Raw genomic sequence first — 15,719 nt, 5'->3', positions numbered from 1 at the left:
GTGCGGTACGCTGAACCTCTCACTCCTTTCGTTCGATCACGGTTTCAACCAGCCAATAGCCTGCTCGCCCATAGTGGTTGTATAGATTCGACTCCCGTTCCCGGTTCAACTTCTCTGAGGACTCATACGTAGGCGACGTCTTGACCGCGGCTTGCTTGAGGTCCACAAAAACGGTGCTGTCCCGCCAGGACACCGAATCGATCCACTCGGGAGCAATCAGCACCTTGTGCCCCAGCCACCAGTTGCTTGTGTTGACCACAAGGTACTGAATCGCCCAGGTTTCTTCGTTGATCAGCAGGCTTTCGACATGCCCGACCTCACCATCGGGGGCTTTGATGTGATACCCGATAATGGCCTTGCAACTGCGTAAATGGTGGTCGTCACCCAGATGGCTCGCCCGTTCGGCCTCTGCATGCGCTTCACGGGCATGCTCCTCTTCGGCCTGTCCGGCCAGGAGCCCGAAGCCACCCGGGTACATTCCGTTGTTCCACGTGCCCGCACGCCCCCAGTAGTACGGATAACTGTAGTAACCGAGGTATTGCATCTCGTGCTGCCGGGAGACAGGCTTGTCCGTATCGATGTCGGGGCTGTTTTTGACTTGCTCCCTGGTGAGTGCAACGAGTAGCCGTTGTGACATCCAATCGGCATGTTGAATGGCAATTGGCGAGATCAGCACCTTGCGACTGAATAGCCAGGCCCCGGTATCGACGATGAAGTATCGGACCACCCATGTCTCATCATCGAAGTAGAAGTCTTTCACTTCGCCGATATCACCATCGGTGGCACCAATGGTGTAGTCCTCCAGGTCTTGCATACTTCGCAACATAGGGCTTTCCTTTCGTAAAGCACCGATCGATGTTCCCGGTGCATGGAACCTCAGTAGGCCGAGCACTCGACTTGACCCAGGACATTGTGCGTCTTGCCCCTTCCGGCGTCTGTTCGCTGCCGCACTCTGTCGATGGGCCCGCTAACGCGCAGACCGGGTAACGGACGAACTACCGGTCATAGGCTTCAAAACCTGAAATGACATCGAACAATTCTTCGTCAATAGCGCTCTGGCGCAGTCGATGAAAATCACCGCCAAGACGTTCCAATAGTTCGCCGATATTTTTTTCAGCACGTTGCATGGCAGCCAGACGGCTGGCATTTTCACTGGCCAGGGATTCAGCACAGCTGCGAAATAACGACACAAATAGATATTCGCGAATAAACGCGAATAAAGTCTGTTCGCCGCCAGGCTGCATTTGTGGAAGGTTATTGCTTGGCCAGCCCTTGTTGGCCAACTCGCATCGCCACGCATCATCCAGCGGTAACATGCGCTGACTGACCGGTTCGTAGAGTGCCCCTGATTTGGGGCGGTTGTGAAACAAGTAAACCTGCCCGATCTCTCCCCTCTCACGCTGGCTTTCAATCTCAAGCAGGATCTGGCCGACCAAGGGGGTGATCGCGACGATGGCGTTCGGGAGGGTGAAGCTGGTGGAGGCGCTCAACGGGCTGTCTTCAAGGCGTGACCGGATGCGCTCGCCGATAGCCCAGACCATTTTCCTGCCCGGCAGCGCTTCCAGCGTTTCAATCACAAACTCGACGAGAATATCGTTGAACTGACCGACCAGTCCCTGATCGGAGCCAAAAACCACCGCACATACCGTACCTGCATGCTGGAGTTTTGGCTGCACGGAGGTACTTGATCGACTCTGGCGGAAACAGGCGAGCAGCCCGAGTTGAACAGTGCGGTCATAGTCCTCCAACGAGTGCATGGCGCTTTCGTACTGGCTGATGTTCGACGCTGCCATCGCTTTCATTGTCCGTACCACGGACTCGAGATCGCCGGCACTGGCGATCTTGCGGCGCAGACCCACTGCGGTATTGCTCATGACGGAGCCTTGGTGTCGGGCTCTGGCGGCAAGCCTGCCACTGCCTGCCTGGCCAGTTCGGTAATCAGAGCCCTGTGCGCATCGCTCAGTTTTTCGGTGGTTTCCAGGCTGGCCGTCAGCTCGGCGGGAATATTGGCCGCAGCGGCCCAAACGGCCTGCTCGGCTTCGCCCATGCGGGCCAGTGGCACCGGGTCGAACAGTCCCGCAGTCAACGCCAATAAAACGGTGATTTGCACGGATACCGGCAAGGGTGAGGACTCTTGCTGCATGAGGCAGGCACGAATCCGCCGGCCATGTTCGATCAGTTGGCGGGTTGCTTCGTCCAGGCGGGCACCAAAGCGCGCGAAGGTTTCGAGTTCCTCGAACTGGGCATAGGCCAGCTTCAGATCACCGGCCACCGCTCGATAGGCAGCGCTTTGCGCTTTGCCGCCGACACGTGAAACCGACTTGCTGACATCAACTGCCGGCAGTACTCCGAGTTCAAAAAGCGAAGGCGACAGATAAATCTGGCCGTCCGTGATGGAAATCAGATTGGTCGGGATGTAGGCGGAAATATCCTGGGCGGCGGTTTCGATGATAGGCAAGGCTGTCAGCGAACCTCCGCCGAGTTCCGGGCGCAAGTGAGTGCTCCGTTCGAGCAGGCGCGAGTGGATATAGAAAATATCGCCGGGAAAGGCTTCACGCCCGGGGGGGCGACGCAGCAACAGCGAAATCTCCCGATAGGCCTGCGCATGCTGGGTCAGGTCATCGTAGACCACCAGCACGTCGTGACCTTGCTCCATAAAATACTCGGCAATACTGGTCGCTGCGTAGGGCGCAATATAGGCAAGCCCCGGCGGGTTGTTGCCCTCACTGATGATCACCACGGTGTAAGGCAGCGCACCTTTTTCCCGCAGGGTGTCGATAATCTTGGCAACGCCGGAAGCGCGCTGCCCAATGGCGCAATAGACGCAAATGACGTTCTTGTCGCGCTGATTGATGATGGTATCAAGTGCAATCGTCGTCTTGCCGGTCTGCCGATCGCCGAGAATCAGTTCGCGTTGTCCACGTCCGACCGGGATCAGCGCATCGATCACCTTGATGCCGGTTTGCAGCGGAACAGTGACCGGAGCCCGGTCCATGATGGCGGCGGCCGGTCGTTCCAGAGGCAAACGGGTTCCAGTCAATAGCGGCGCCAAGCCATCCAGGGGGCGCCCCGTCGGATCGATAGTGCGCCCCAGCAAGGCCTCACCCACTGGAATATCGACGACATGCCCTCCACGTTCTACCGGGTCGCCGGCTTGCAGATTCCAGTAATCGCCGAGCAGGACAACGCCAATTTCATCTTCATCGATATTGAAGGCGATGCCCTTGATGCCTCCCGGAAATATCAGAACCTCCTCGAAACCAACACCAGGCAAGCCAGAAACCTTGGCGATACCAGGCGCGACGCTAAGAATCCGTCCGACCTCTCGAGGTTCCAACTGCGGCACAAATGCCTCTGTCGCTTCACGTATGCGGCTAAAGGTCTGATCCAGAACCGTCTCCAGCCGCTCAATGGGCATCTGCGTCGTCCTTCCCGAGGGCGGGGTTCGCCGATGTCTTCACATCGAACAGGTCGTCGAGAGCGTTTTCCATCTCCGTCAGATGGTGCGTGATACTCCAGGCCACCTTATGTCCCTCGGTACACAGTTCGATACCGCAGATCAATTGCTCAGCGGTTTCGAAACGCACAGGAACGTCGGCCCCCAGTAGTACCTGGAGTTGCGCTTCGATAGCGGACTGCTGCGCTACGGATAGATCACAGGCGGTACGAACGACAATCGGCAGTCCTTTGTTGTCCAGCAGTGTGCTGCTCAGCGCTTGCTTCGCGTCGGTACCCAGGGCCTGCAGTCGCTCGATAAAAGTAGCGACCATTCGCTCTTCCAGTGTCGCGCCGGCCAGATCGCTCAACGCCTTGCGGGCAACGGCAAAGACTTCCTGTCGTGTGCGGCGGAAAATTTCCTGATGCAGTTCTTGCGCTTCATTGCGCAGGCTCTCCCGCTGCCGGGTGCTCAGGTCGGTGGTTTCCTGATGTGCGGCATCGAGCAGGCGCTGGCGCTCGGTGTTCGCCGCTTCCGTTGCCTGACTGAGCAACGCTGCCCGCTCCTTGTCGAAAGCGGCGTTCTTGCGCTGAAATTCCTCACGCTCCTGCCCTGCCCCGACTTTTTCGGCGTCGGCGTCAGCCAGTTCCTTGGCTATACGCTGTTCGCGGGCGTCAACGGCATCGAGTATCGGACGATAGAGAAAACGCTTGAGCAACCACACCAGTATCAGGAAGTTGAGGATCTGCGCGCCGACAGTGAACCAGTCGATAAGCATGATCTACTTTCCAGCGACCTGGGCGATGGCGTGGCTCCAGAATGGGTTGGCAAAAATCAGAATCATCGATACCACGAAGCAATATATGGCCACCGACTCGACCATGGCCAAGCCGACAAACAGGGTCCGGGTAATGGTTGCCGATGCGTCGGGCTGTTGGGCCAGGGCGCTGAGCGCGGTGGCGACTGCGCGCCCTTCTCCGAGCGCCGGGCCGATACTGCCGATGGCAATGGTAAGGCCAGAGGTAATGATCGAAGCCACCGCAATAATTGTCATGCTGTCCATGGTCACACCTTCCGGGGGGCATTGGTTGAAGTGGGTTCGGGCTTTCCGGGCGACTTGCGCGATCGCGTCGCTGCGGCGATGTAGACCGCGGCCAGGATGCTGAAAATGTAGGCCTGCACCATGCCGGTCAACAGCCCCAACGCACTCATGAGGATGGGAAAGAGAAAGGGCGTAATGGTCAGCAAGATCGCCAGAATCATCGTGCCACTCATCATGTTGCCGAACAGGCGCGCAGCCAGCGCCAGCGTGCGCGACAATTCGCTGACGATATTGAAGGGCAACATGACGATCGTTGGCTTGAGGTAGGCGTTCAGGTATTCACGCAGTCCGCATTCAGCGATACCGAACAACGGCACGGCAATGAAGACACAAACAGCCAGCGCCGTTGTGGTCGACAAGGAACCGGTCGGCGGCTCATAGCCGGGAACAATGGTGAACAGGCTGGCCGTTCCCACGAAAAGGAACAGGGTGCCAAGAAAGCCCAGATACTGACGCGGCTGCACCAGGCCCACCTCGCCAATCTGCGTGACGATGCCAGTCACAACCATTTCCAGGAGGTTCTGCCAGCGGCTGCGCTCCAGGTCTTTGGATAGACGACGCGTGACCAGATGGGAGCCCAGCGTCAGCACGAGCATCAGCCCCCAGGTGAAGGCGATGGTGGCGTTGATCTTGAACAAGCCGTATTGCCACAAGACAATGTCGTCAGGGCTAAGGTGCATGATCCCCCTCCAGCGCCGTGACAGCCGGGCGGGACATCCGCGTTATGAGCAGGCGTGCCACGGCAAAGCCAAGCAATGCCGCCAGCCAGCGCTGCCACGCTTCGCCGCAGGCCAGATAGAAACCGACCAGTACGATTGCCGTGCGCAACAGCAGGCTGGCGAAAAACCACAACCCTGCCCACTTCGACGACATCGCCCGTTGAACAGTCCACCACAGGCCGCCAAAGAACAGGATGCCCAGCAGCAGGCCTGCCAGCAGCGGCACCAGGAGCCCCAGATCATTCATCATCGTCCGCCTCCTGTTCATGTATTTCCTGCTCCTCTTTGGTCACCCAGTGCCAGGCGTTAAAACAGCCCAGCACCAAACCGGCGGCCATGAGTGCCAACGTCCATGAGCGTCCGCCCGGATGGCGGTCATCCAGCCACAGGCCCAATGCCGCACCGAGCAGGGTCGGAATCGCCACCGACCAACCGATCAATCCCATCATGCCGAACCCTGACCAGACCGTACGCGTTACCCGGCGTTGAGCCTTGATTTTGCGTGCAGCCTTGATGCCGACTTGCCGACTGAAATCGTTCTCGCCGGGAGCCGGTTTTTTGTCTTCCTCACCCATGATGCAGGGCCGCAAAACGACGGATGAAGCCGCTTTCCAGTTTGGCGAGCGCCGAACGAACGCTTTTCTCTTGCTCGTGCCGGCTCAGGAACTCTTGTTCGATCACCTTGTGGAGCTCTCCAAGCTCCCTATCGCCAATGGCATCACGAACAGAAATCAGCACTTCACGACCGGTTTTAACCAGTACGCCTTCATCAATCGCCAGGCAGACCTCGCCTCCACTCACCGTTTCGTAAGTCAGGATGCCCGGCACCAGGGCGGCGGCACAGTCAAGTCGGTTAGGCAGCAGGCCAAACGCCCCCCCGCTTGATTCGGCAACGATGCGCAACACATCCAGCTTCTCGGCGAAGACCTTGAATGGCAGGAGAATTTTAAGATGCATGCTGGTTGACGGCATTTTTCCCCTCCGGCGCTTTCTTGTCCGTGACCTCGTTGATGTTGCCAATCATGTACAACGCCGACTCCGGCACGTCCTTGAACTCGTCTTGCAGGATGCGCTCACAGCCGTCAAGGGCGTCCTTGAGGCTGACGAGCTTGCCCTTCATACCCGTAAATTGTTCCGTGGTGAAAAACGGCTGGGTGAGAAAGCGCTCCAGTCGCCGGGCACGCCCCACCACTTTGCGGTCTTCGCTGGACAACTGCTCCAGACCGAGCATGGCGATGATGTCCTTGAGATCGGCATACTGGGCAAGGGTGTGACGAACTTCCTGGGCCAATGTGTAATGTCGAATTCCGATGACGCCGGGCGTTGCCATTTTCGAGTTTGACTGCAGTGGGTCGATGGCCGGAAAGAGCCCTTCGCTGGCCCGCTTGCGAGAGAGCACGATGGAAGCCGAAAGGTGCGAGAACGTGTGCATCGCTGCCGGATCGGTGAAATCGTCTGCCGGCACATAAACCGCCTGAATCGAAGTAATGGCGCCGCTATCCGTATTGGCGATGCGGTCTTCCAGTTGTGCCAGCTCGGTGCCCAGGGTCGGCTGATAACCCAGGCGGGCCGGCATCTGCCCCATCAACCCGGAAATCTCCATACCGGCCTGAATGAAGCGGAAGATGTTATCCACCAGCAGCAGTACGTCACGATGTTCCTCGTCACGGAAATATTCGGCCATGGTCAGCGCCGCGTGACCCACTCGGAAGCGAGCCCCCGGAGGCTCGTTCATCTGGCCGAATACCATCACCATGTTGTCGAGTACGCCGGCTGCCTTCATGTCACGATAGAGTTCTTCGCCCTCGCGACATCGCTCGCCAATACCGCAGAAAATGCTGACCCCCTCATGCTGGCCAACCATGTTGTGGATCATCTCGGTCAGCAGCACGGTCTTGCCCACCCCGGCACCACCGAACAAACCCGCTTTACCGCCACGCTCCAGGGGCATGAGAACGTCAATGACCTTGACACCCGTCTCGAAAACTTCGGATTGGGTCGTACGGTGCTCCAGTGCCGGCGGCGAATGATGCACGCTGCGCCAACTGACCTCTGGCGCAGGCAAGCGGTCGATGGCATTGCCGAAGACGTCGAACATCCGTGACAGGATGGCCTTGCCGATGGGCGCCAATAGCGGCCCACCACTGTCCGCAACCTGCATCCCACGGGCAAGCCCCTGGGTTGGAGTCAAGGCAATGCCGCGCACAGATTGCGCGTCGAGCTGGGCAAAGACTTCAATGAGAACCTTGCCATCACTCCCCGTGTGCAATAAGGAGTGTATGGGCGGAAGCCGGGACTTGAAGTGAACATCGACCACGCTGCCACGTACTGAAACGATGACGCCAATGTTCGAAAAGTTGGCAATGTTTTTCACGCGCCACCCTGTTGCATAGTATCAAGACAAGTTCAACGTCCTCATCATAGTTGCGGCAAAGAGTCCAAGGTAGTATCGGAATATACTCATGGGGTGTTCGTTAAAGAGAGAAAATATCCATCAGGAAAGATGGCTTCGCCTTTGCAGACAAAAAAGTCATGAGCATAAATACTCACTGATGATCGCCAACTGCCCATCAGGGAATGAGTTGCCAGGTAGCAAGGGCTATTTCATCGTCCTCCTGGGAGGCAAGAACTCGCACCGTGCAGCTCGACTCGCAGGTGCTGATCAGTTCACTGGCCGACTCGTTTTGCGCGCAGCCCAGAACCAGGCCGGTCCAGGCCAGCCCTGCGCAAATCTGCGCGCGGACCTCTGAATCGTTTTCGCCGATTCCGCCTGTAAATACCAGCGTGTCGATACCTCCGAGGACCGCCATCATCGCGGCGATCTGTTTATAGGCGCAGTAGCAGAACATCTCGATCGCCAGTCGTGCGTCAGACTGGGTCGGGCGCGCGCTCTTTAGTGTGCGCATGTCACCGCTGAGTCCGGAGATGCCAAGCAAACCGGCTCGGCGATTGACCAAGTCCTCGACGGCTGCCACATCAAGCCCTTTCTGGCGTATCAGGTAGATCAGAACCCCGGGATCCAAATCACCACTGCGGGTGCTCATGATCATCCCGCCGCTGGGTGTCAGGCCCATGCTGGTGTCTACTGACTGGCCAGCACGTACTGCGGTAATGCTTGCCCCGTTACCCAGGTGGGCAATGATCAGGCGCTCGGGCAGATCACGCGCCAGACGCCTGACAATCGACTGGCAAGACAGCCCGTGAAAGCCATAACGCTGGATCCCTTGTGCGCGAAGCTCTTCAGGCAACGCCAGTACATGGGCGATCGCAGGCATTTGTGCATGAAAGCCCGTATCAAAACACACCACTTGCAGCACACCGGGGAAATGCCCCGCTGTTTCATGAATGACAGACAGCGCCGCCGGTGTGTGCAAGGGGGCGAAGGCTGCCACCTGTTGCAACTGCTCAAGCACCTGCTGGTCGACAACACAGGGCTGACGTAACACGGGGCCGCCGTGAACGACGCGATGCCCGATGCCGTCAAGCCCCCCAAACCGCGTCTGTTCCAGCAAGCGCTCAATCTCATGCAGCGCTTGCTTCGTGGTGATCATGGGCATGGCCAGCCCGGCTAACGTTCGATGCTCTGCGTCGATCGCATCGAAACGCCCTGCCTGGGTCTCGAGCCCCTGGGCCTCACCGTCAATCAGTCTCTGGACTTGCCCCGCCGTGACTCGATAAACGCCGAACTTGAGCGACGACGAACCGCTGTTCAACGCCAGAATCAGCCGCTCCCGTTCAGGTCCTGGCTGGCCGTTCCGTGCGGCGCTCAGCCGCTTCAGACTGTCCATTGCCAGTCCCGCACATGCGGTAGATCTTCACCATGCTCACTGATGTAACGTTTGTGCCGCTCGATCATCGTCCAGTAACGCTCTCGCGCAGGGCCAACTTCATTGCGCAGGCGCGGGATGCGTTCAATAGCGTCCAGAGCCAACTGATAGCGGTCGAGATTGTTGAGCACCACCATGTCGAACGGCGTGGTCGTGGTGCCCTCGTCACGGAAACCGCGCACATGGAAGTTGTCATGATTGATCCGCTGGTACGTCAATTTGTGGATCAGCGCGGGGTACCCGTGAAAGGCGAATATCACCGGTCTGTCGGTGGTAAACAGTTCGGCGAAATCATCATCCTGCAGGCCATGGGGATGCTCGGAACGGGGTTGCAGGACCATCAGGTCGACCACGTTGACCACCCGGATTCGTATATCGGGAATGTACTCGCGTAACAGTGTGACGCTGGCCAGCGTCTCGAGGGTCGGTACGTCCCCCGCACAGGCCATGACCACATCAGGACCGCCTGCGTCCTCATTCCCCGCCCAGCCCCATATCCCCGCCCCGATCGCGCAATGTCGAACCGCCGAGGGCATGTCCAGCCATTGCCACTCCGGTTGTTTACCGGCAATGATCAGGTTGATGTAATCATGACTGCGCAAACAGTGATCGGAGACCGACAGTAGGCAATTGGCATCCGGTGGCAGGTAGATACGCACCGTGCCGGCTTTCTTGTTGGCGACGTGATCAATGAATCCGGGGTCCTGATGCGAAAAGCCATTGTGGTCCTGGCGCCAGGTGTGTGAAGTCAGAAGGTAGTTGAGGGACGCGATTGGCTCGCGCCAGGGGATCGCTTTCGATTCCTTGAGCCATTTCGCATATTGGTTGAACATCGAGTCTATGATGTGGATGAACGCCTCATAACAGGAAAACAGGCCATGGCGCCCGGTCAGCAAATAGCCCTCCAACCATCCTTGGCATAGGTGTTCGCTAAGGATCTCCATCACTCTGCCATCGGCGTCGAGATTGATATCGACCTCTTCAATCGCCGCCATCCAGGCTTTTCCTGTCACCTGATACACCGCGTCCAGCCGATTCGATGCGGTCTCGTCAGGTCCGAACAGCCGGAAGTTTGCCGATTCCAGATTGCGTTGCATGACATCGCGCAAATAGTTTCCCAGCACGCGAGTGGCTTCAGCCCGGACCTCCCCGGGCCTGGTCATGGGCACGGCATAATCGTGGAAGTGCGGCAGCAACAAGGGCCGCAGCAGCTCTCCCCCGTTGGCGTGAGGATTGGAACCCATTCGCTGATGGCCGGTCGGGGCCAGTTCGGCCAGCGCCACCTGCAGCTGGCCGTTACTGTCGAACAGTTCCTGCGGCCTATAGCTGCGCATCCAGGACTCAAGCTGCGCCAGATGTTCAGGCTTGCTGAAGTCGGCAATCGGCACCTGGTGCGCACGCCAGGTACCTTCAACCGGCTGCCCGTCAACGAACTTGGGCCCGGTCCAGCCTTTGGGGGTGCGCAGGATGATCATCGGCCAGGTCGGTCGTTGGGGGATCGCACTTTTGGGGGCCTGGCGGGCAGTCGCCTGGATCTCGCGAATGCTCTCCATGACGGTATCGAGTGTGGCGGCAAGTGCTTGATGAACCCGCATGGGGTCATCGCCTTCGACGAGATAAGGCTCGTAGCCGTAGCCACGCATGAGCGCGATCAATTCATCCTGAGGAATACGTGCCAACACACTCGGGTTGGCAATCTTGAAACCGTTTAGATGAAGAATTGGCAGCACGGCTCCGTCGCGGATCGGGTTAAGAAACTTGTTGGAGTGCCAGCTGGTTGCCAGCGCCCCTGTCTCGGCTTCACCATCACCAATCACACAGGCAACAATCAACTGCGGATTGTCGAAGGCCGCCCCGAAGGCATGCGCCAGGGAGTATCCCAGCTCTCCCCCTTCATGGATGGATCCTGGGACGTGCGCCGAGACATGGCTGGAGATCCCATTGGGCCAGGAGAACTGACGGAACAACCGGCGCAGCCCGTTACGATCACGCTCGATCGCTGGATAACGCTCGGTATACGAGCCTTCGAGATATGTTTGCGCCACGACACCCGGGCCGCCATGACCAGGCCCGGCAATGAAAATCATGTTGAGGTCATGGGCCTTGATCAGGCGATTGAGGTGCACATAGAGTAAATTCAACCCTGGTGTGGTGCCCCAATGCCCGAGCAAGCGAGGTTTGATGTGTTTGAGTTGCAAGGGTATTTCAAGCAGGGGATTGTCTTGCAGGTAAATCTGCCCGACTGACAGGTAGTTAGCCGCCCGCCAATAAGCATCCATATCAAGCAACTGTTGGGGGGTCAGTACCTGGCGCATCGTATTCTCCTGAAGGATTGGCTCTCAGTTGTACAACTGACGAAAAACAGCCGGCAGCAGATCCGGCAGATCTTCGGCCAGCAATCCGGGGCCGAATTCGGCCGCCGCCGCGCCATGCAGCCAGACACCCGCTGCGGCGCTGGCAAAGGCCGGCACTCCCTGGGCGAGCAAGCCCAGAATAATTCCGCTCAAGACATCGCCCGCGCCCGCGGTGGCCAAGGTTGAGGGGGCATTGGCATTGATGATTGCCCTGCCATCGGGGGCTGCGATGATCGTGTCACTGCCCTTGAGGACCACCACAGCCCCGCTCCGCCGGGCTCCGGCCCGGGTGCGGGTCAGTTTGTCGCCAGCGGGATCGAATATCCGGCGGAATTCGCCCTCATGGGGCGTCAACACACAGGGACCGTTGATCGCTCGATCAAGTGCGCCCGGGTCATCCTGGAAGACCGTGAGTGCACCGGCGTCGATCACTGTCGGGCGTCTGGTGGCGAGCATGGCCAATACGTGCCCGAAGGTCTCCTTGTCAACGCTGGCACCGGGTCCGATCAACCAGGCGGAAAAACGACTGCCATTGAGCAAATGACCAAAGTCTTCCGGCGTCGCCCATGGGCGCACCATGATGCTGTTCAGCGCGGAGGCATAAACGGACAAGGCTATTTCAGGCACCACGATGGTGGTGAGCCCGGCCCCGGCTCTTGCTGCCCCCCTGGCGGCCATTCGGGCCGCGCCGGTCATTGGATAACCGCCAAATATCAATGCATGGCCCCGACTGTGTTTATCGGTATCAGCCCTGGCCCGCGGCAGGTCGGCCAACCACAACCCGGGGTGATTCTCAAAAGTCCGGGGGGCGATGACATCAAGCACCGCCTTGGGGGTGCCGATATCGACCACGATGACTTCGCCACAAAGGTCCCGCCCCGGTAACAGCAGGTGGCCCTGTTTCTTGCGGAAAAAAGTCACGGTCAGCACGGCCGGTACTGCCCCCAGCACTTCGCCGGTATCGCCCATCACCCCGCTGGGGGTATCGATTGCGATAATGGGCACCGTACCAAGACTGGCGACGGCAAGCGTTTCCAGCGCCTGGCCTTCCAGTGGGCGACTGAGACCGGCACCGAACAAAGCATCAACGATCAGTTCGGCGCCTCCGAGCACCAAGGGGGTCAAGGCTTCGACTTCCCCACCCCAACGCTGTGCATGTTGCCTGGCTTCGTCCTTCAGGCCGAATCGACTCCCCAGCATCGCCACCCTTACCGGCCAGCCGGCCTCCGCCAACACGTGCGCAGTGACAAACCCGTCGCCACCGTTGTTGCCCGGCCCGCACAACACCACTACCGGCCTTGGTGTCCAGCGGCGTTCGATTTCGCGCGCCACTGCTGCACCGGCATTCCCCATCAACTCAAAAAACGACACTCCGGCAGCGACCGATAGCCGATCAGCCTCCGCCATCTGTTGGACCGTCAGCAAGGCAGTCTCGTGACTCGTCCGAACGGGTTCGCAATTCGATGTATTCATGCTTTACCACTCTTTCAGATCGAACTGAAAATGATCGCAGGCCGGATACCGCCAGGGGCGTCGAGAGCCCGCGCCTGCGAGGTAAATCAAGTTAGGCGTCTTGCCTGCTTATGAGTAGCCTCGGAAACTACCTAGGCAGATTTTGCAAGCGAGATATCCAAAAACGACCGCTTGTCGGAGACCCGTGGCGACCTCCATCGGTACGGAAAGACTTGCGGCTCAGCAAAAGCGGGTCAAGGTCCAGCCGGTCCGCTGTGGATACGACTGACAAACTCGTTGACCCTCGCGGCTCTGCAACAGTGGACATTGCGTCGCCACCAAAGGGGTGTAGGATCCAAAGACGCGTTCCTTTGGAATGCATTGCTGCGGAAAGTCACAATGCCTGTTCGCCTTCCACTCAACGTTGGAACGGCCAAGCCCAAGGTGATTACATCATCTCCTTCAGCCGGCGCTGCAATGCTGGTCTCAGAAGAGCGATCGGCCTCTCACGAATCGTCTGAATCCCTTGACCGGATGCGCTCGCTGAACGACGAGTTGATCGCGATGAACGTTCAGCTTCGTGCCTCGCTCGAGCAACAACGGGCGGCCTCGTGGGTTTCTCTGAACGTGCTGTACAGCCTGGACATCGCGACCATCCTGTTGGACGCCAATCTGAATATTCGCCTGTTCACACCCGCCAGCCAGTCATTGTTCAGCATCCTTGCCGGGGACATCGGGCGACCGTTGGCTGACCTGTGTCCGCTCGCCACTGATGCCAACCTCCTGGACGATGCCAGGACCGTCTTGCGCGAGATGACGGTTCTGGAGCGAGAAGTCGAGTCGTGCCGCGGGGTAAGCTTTACCCGTCGGATTTCGCCCTATAAGACACAAGATGGCTTGGTTGACGGTGTGGTCATCACCTTTACCGATATCAGCGACAAAAAGCAGGTCACTCAGGCGCTTGAGCAAGCCACGCAGAAAGCGGAAAAGGCCAGCGCTACCCGCTCACGCTTTCTCGCCGCCGCCAGTCATGATCTGCGCCAGCCACTACAGACACTCAAATTATTGCAAGGATTGTTGCTGGGGATTCTCAAGGATGAGCAACCCCGCAAACTAACGGTCAGGATTGGCGAAACCGTGGGCGCCATGTCGGGAATGTTGAATGCTCTTCTGGACATCAACCACATTGAAACCGGCACCGTATTGGCAAATCCCGTCAGTTTTCGACTCAGTGACCTGCTGGATCGACTCGTCGATGAGTTCAGCTACAAGGCCTGCGCCAAAGGCTTGAAGCTGAAGTTCGTGCCCTGTCATCTTTCGGTGGAAAGCGATCCGCGCCTGTTGGAGCAAATGTTGCGCAATGTGCTCTCCAACGCACTGAAGTACACCCATGAAGGTCGAGTGCTTCTGGGCTGTCGCCGCCATGGCGGATGGCTCAGCATTGAGGTCTGGGATACCGGCATAGGCATTGAGCCATTGGAGCAGGCGTTGCTTTTGGAGAGTCACGCGCCTATCGACAATACCGGCTTTGAGAACGGTTCAGGTTTGCTTATCGTTAAACGCTTATGCGCCTTGTTGGGGCACCAACTACGGGTGCAATCGAATGTTGCAAAGGGCTCGACATTCTCCATTGATGTCGCCTTGTCCCGTGAAAGCGCGGCGCCGAGAGGAATCGCTCAAGGAGTTGCATCAGAGCAGAATAACAGCGTTCCCCACCGAGGAATGATCCTGATTGTCGAAGATGACGCCGAACTGCTGGAGTTGCTGGCGGACCTGCTCAAATCCGCAGGCTATCAGGTGGCAACGGCAAGTGATGGGGTTAAAGCCTTTGAGAGCATTACCCATGGCGGCGTACAGCCCGATCTGATACTGGCGGACTTCAATCTGCCTGGACCGATCAATGGCTTGCAAATGATTTCCCAGTTGCGCAAAAAGCTTCGTCGCAACATGCCGGCCATTGTCCTGACGGGTGATATTTCACGACAGACTTCACGCGATGTGGCGTTTGAGCACTGTATCCAGCTCAATAAGCCCGCAAAGCTCAAGGAGATCACGTTCGTCATTGCCTCCCTGCTTGCGCAACTGCGCAGGGCTGTTGTCGAGGATGAGCCGCTCGATGCCGTCGAGCCCAGTGACGAAAGCACGCCGGTTATCTGGGTCGTCGACGACGACGATCTGTTTCGCGATACGATCCGAGGCGTACTTGAGTCCAGCGACTATCGGGTCCAGGACTATGCCTCATGCGAGGCCTTTCTCGAGGGCTACTCACCAGGCCCAAGGGCTTGTTTGCTGATGAATGCTCATCTGCCGGGAATGACAGGTCTTGAGCTCCTGCATCGATTGAGACGCAATGCTGAGGACTTGCCCGTCGTCATGATCAGCGGTAGCAGCGATGTTGCCGTCGCCGTCGATGCCATGAAGGCCGGCGCGTCGGACTTTATTGAAAAGCCATTTGGTCTTGGCGAGGTGCTTCAAAGCGTGGCGCGAGCCTTGGAGCACTCACGTGACGCGAATAAAAAGCTGGCCTGGACTCAGGAGGCCACTCATTGCATCGGCAACCTGACCCTCCGGCAGCGACAGATCATGGACATGGTACTGGCGGGCCATCCGAGTAAAAACATCGCGGTAGAACTCGGAATCAGTCAGCGTACCGTGGAAAATCACCGTGCTTCGATCATGACCCGCACTCATTCCAGATCCATTCCTGCACTGGCTCGTATTGCGCTTGCAGCCAATTCTCAGACTTCTGCCAAGCCTGCCTCCGATGTGAGCAGACCCTATAGATCCTAGCTCTCCCTGTGGTTGGCTGACGTATCTATGTTCGCTGAC

14 protein-coding genes are annotated in these 15,719 nt (G+C 58.3%); 1 reads left to right on the top strand and 13 read right to left on the bottom strand.

Annotated features, from left to right (window positions below; genetic code table 11):
• Nucleotides 1–19: 19 nt before the first annotated feature.
• From CWE01_RS24940 to CWE01_RS24880, 13 genes are all read right to left on the bottom strand, one after another.
• The gene (locus CWE01_RS24940; RefSeq protein ID WP_100943208.1) at nucleotides 20–826 is read right to left on the bottom strand and encodes a PRC-barrel domain-containing protein; all 807 of its coding nucleotides are present in this window, start codon (nucleotides 824–826) and stop codon (nucleotides 20–22) included.
• A 169-nt stretch (nucleotides 827–995) separates the two neighbouring features.
• Complete coding sequence (locus CWE01_RS24935; RefSeq protein WP_100943207.1) at nucleotides 996–1,874, bottom strand: F0F1 ATP synthase subunit gamma; 879 nt, start codon at nucleotides 1,872–1,874, stop codon at nucleotides 996–998.
• Complete coding sequence (locus CWE01_RS24930; RefSeq protein ID WP_100943206.1) at nucleotides 1,871–3,418, bottom strand: alternate F1F0 ATPase, F1 subunit alpha; 1,548 nt, start codon at nucleotides 3,416–3,418, stop codon at nucleotides 1,871–1,873. Before CWE01_RS24930 ends, CWE01_RS24935 begins: the two co-directional genes overlap by 4 nt.
• Complete coding sequence (locus tag CWE01_RS24925; RefSeq protein WP_100943205.1) at nucleotides 3,408–4,214, bottom strand: F0F1 ATP synthase subunit delta; 807 nt, start codon at nucleotides 4,212–4,214, stop codon at nucleotides 3,408–3,410. The genes CWE01_RS24930 and CWE01_RS24925 overlap by 11 nt, the downstream gene beginning before the upstream one ends.
• A gap of 3 nt (nucleotides 4,215–4,217) precedes the next feature.
• Nucleotides 4,218–4,499 carry a F0F1 ATP synthase subunit C gene (locus tag CWE01_RS24920; protein WP_100943204.1) on the bottom strand — a complete coding sequence of 94 codons (282 nt, stop codon included), beginning with the start codon at nucleotides 4,497–4,499 and terminating at the stop codon, nucleotides 4,218–4,220.
• A 2-nt stretch (nucleotides 4,500–4,501) separates the two neighbouring features.
• Entirely contained in the window at nucleotides 4,502–5,218 is a 717-nt protein-coding gene (locus CWE01_RS24915; RefSeq protein WP_100943203.1) for a F0F1 ATP synthase subunit A, read from the bottom strand.
• Nucleotides 5,208–5,507: an ATP synthase subunit I gene (locus tag CWE01_RS24910; RefSeq protein ID WP_100943202.1), complete on the bottom strand. Its 300-nt coding sequence runs from the start codon at nucleotides 5,505–5,507 to the stop codon at nucleotides 5,208–5,210. Before CWE01_RS24910 ends, CWE01_RS24915 begins: the two co-directional genes overlap by 11 nt.
• Nucleotides 5,497–5,832, bottom strand: a complete 336-nt coding sequence (locus CWE01_RS24905; protein ID WP_100943201.1) for an AtpZ/AtpI family protein — start codon at nucleotides 5,830–5,832, stop codon at nucleotides 5,497–5,499. Before CWE01_RS24905 ends, CWE01_RS24910 begins: the two co-directional genes overlap by 11 nt.
• On the bottom strand, nucleotides 5,825–6,229 hold the full coding sequence (locus CWE01_RS24900; RefSeq protein WP_100943200.1) for a F0F1 ATP synthase subunit epsilon: 405 nt from the start codon (nucleotides 6,227–6,229) through the stop codon (nucleotides 5,825–5,827). The genes CWE01_RS24905 and CWE01_RS24900 overlap by 8 nt, the downstream gene beginning before the upstream one ends.
• The gene (gene atpD, locus CWE01_RS24895; RefSeq protein ID WP_100943199.1) at nucleotides 6,204–7,631 is read right to left on the bottom strand and encodes a F0F1 ATP synthase subunit beta; all 1,428 of its coding nucleotides are present in this window, start codon (nucleotides 7,629–7,631) and stop codon (nucleotides 6,204–6,206) included. Before atpD ends, CWE01_RS24900 begins: the two co-directional genes overlap by 26 nt.
• Nucleotides 7,632–7,827: 196 nt before the next feature.
• Complete coding sequence (locus CWE01_RS24890; RefSeq protein ID WP_100943198.1) at nucleotides 7,828–9,045, bottom strand: acetate/propionate family kinase; 1,218 nt, start codon at nucleotides 9,043–9,045, stop codon at nucleotides 7,828–7,830.
• The gene (locus tag CWE01_RS24885) at nucleotides 9,033–11,399 is read right to left on the bottom strand and encodes a phosphoketolase (protein ID WP_100943197.1); all 2,367 of its coding nucleotides are present in this window, start codon (nucleotides 11,397–11,399) and stop codon (nucleotides 9,033–9,035) included. The genes CWE01_RS24890 and CWE01_RS24885 overlap by 13 nt, the downstream gene beginning before the upstream one ends.
• A gap of 24 nt (nucleotides 11,400–11,423) precedes the next feature.
• On the bottom strand, nucleotides 11,424–12,911 hold the full coding sequence (locus tag CWE01_RS24880) for an NAD(P)H-hydrate dehydratase (RefSeq protein WP_100943196.1): 1,488 nt from the start codon (nucleotides 12,909–12,911) through the stop codon (nucleotides 11,424–11,426).
• Between the two features lie 378 nt (nucleotides 12,912–13,289).
• Between CWE01_RS24880 and CWE01_RS24875 the strand changes: the two genes are divergently transcribed.
• The gene (locus CWE01_RS24875; protein WP_100943195.1) at nucleotides 13,290–15,680 is read left to right on the top strand and encodes a response regulator; all 2,391 of its coding nucleotides are present in this window, start codon (nucleotides 13,290–13,292) and stop codon (nucleotides 15,678–15,680) included.
• Nucleotides 15,681–15,719: the final 39 nt, after the last annotated feature.

The sequence above is a fragment of the Pseudomonas sp. QS1027 genome, assembly GCF_002814235.1.
Taxonomy (GTDB): Bacteria; Pseudomonadota; Gammaproteobacteria; order Pseudomonadales; family Pseudomonadaceae; genus Aquipseudomonas.
Note: the sequence above shows the minus strand (reverse complement) of the source record. Positions and strands in the feature narration are given on the sequence as shown.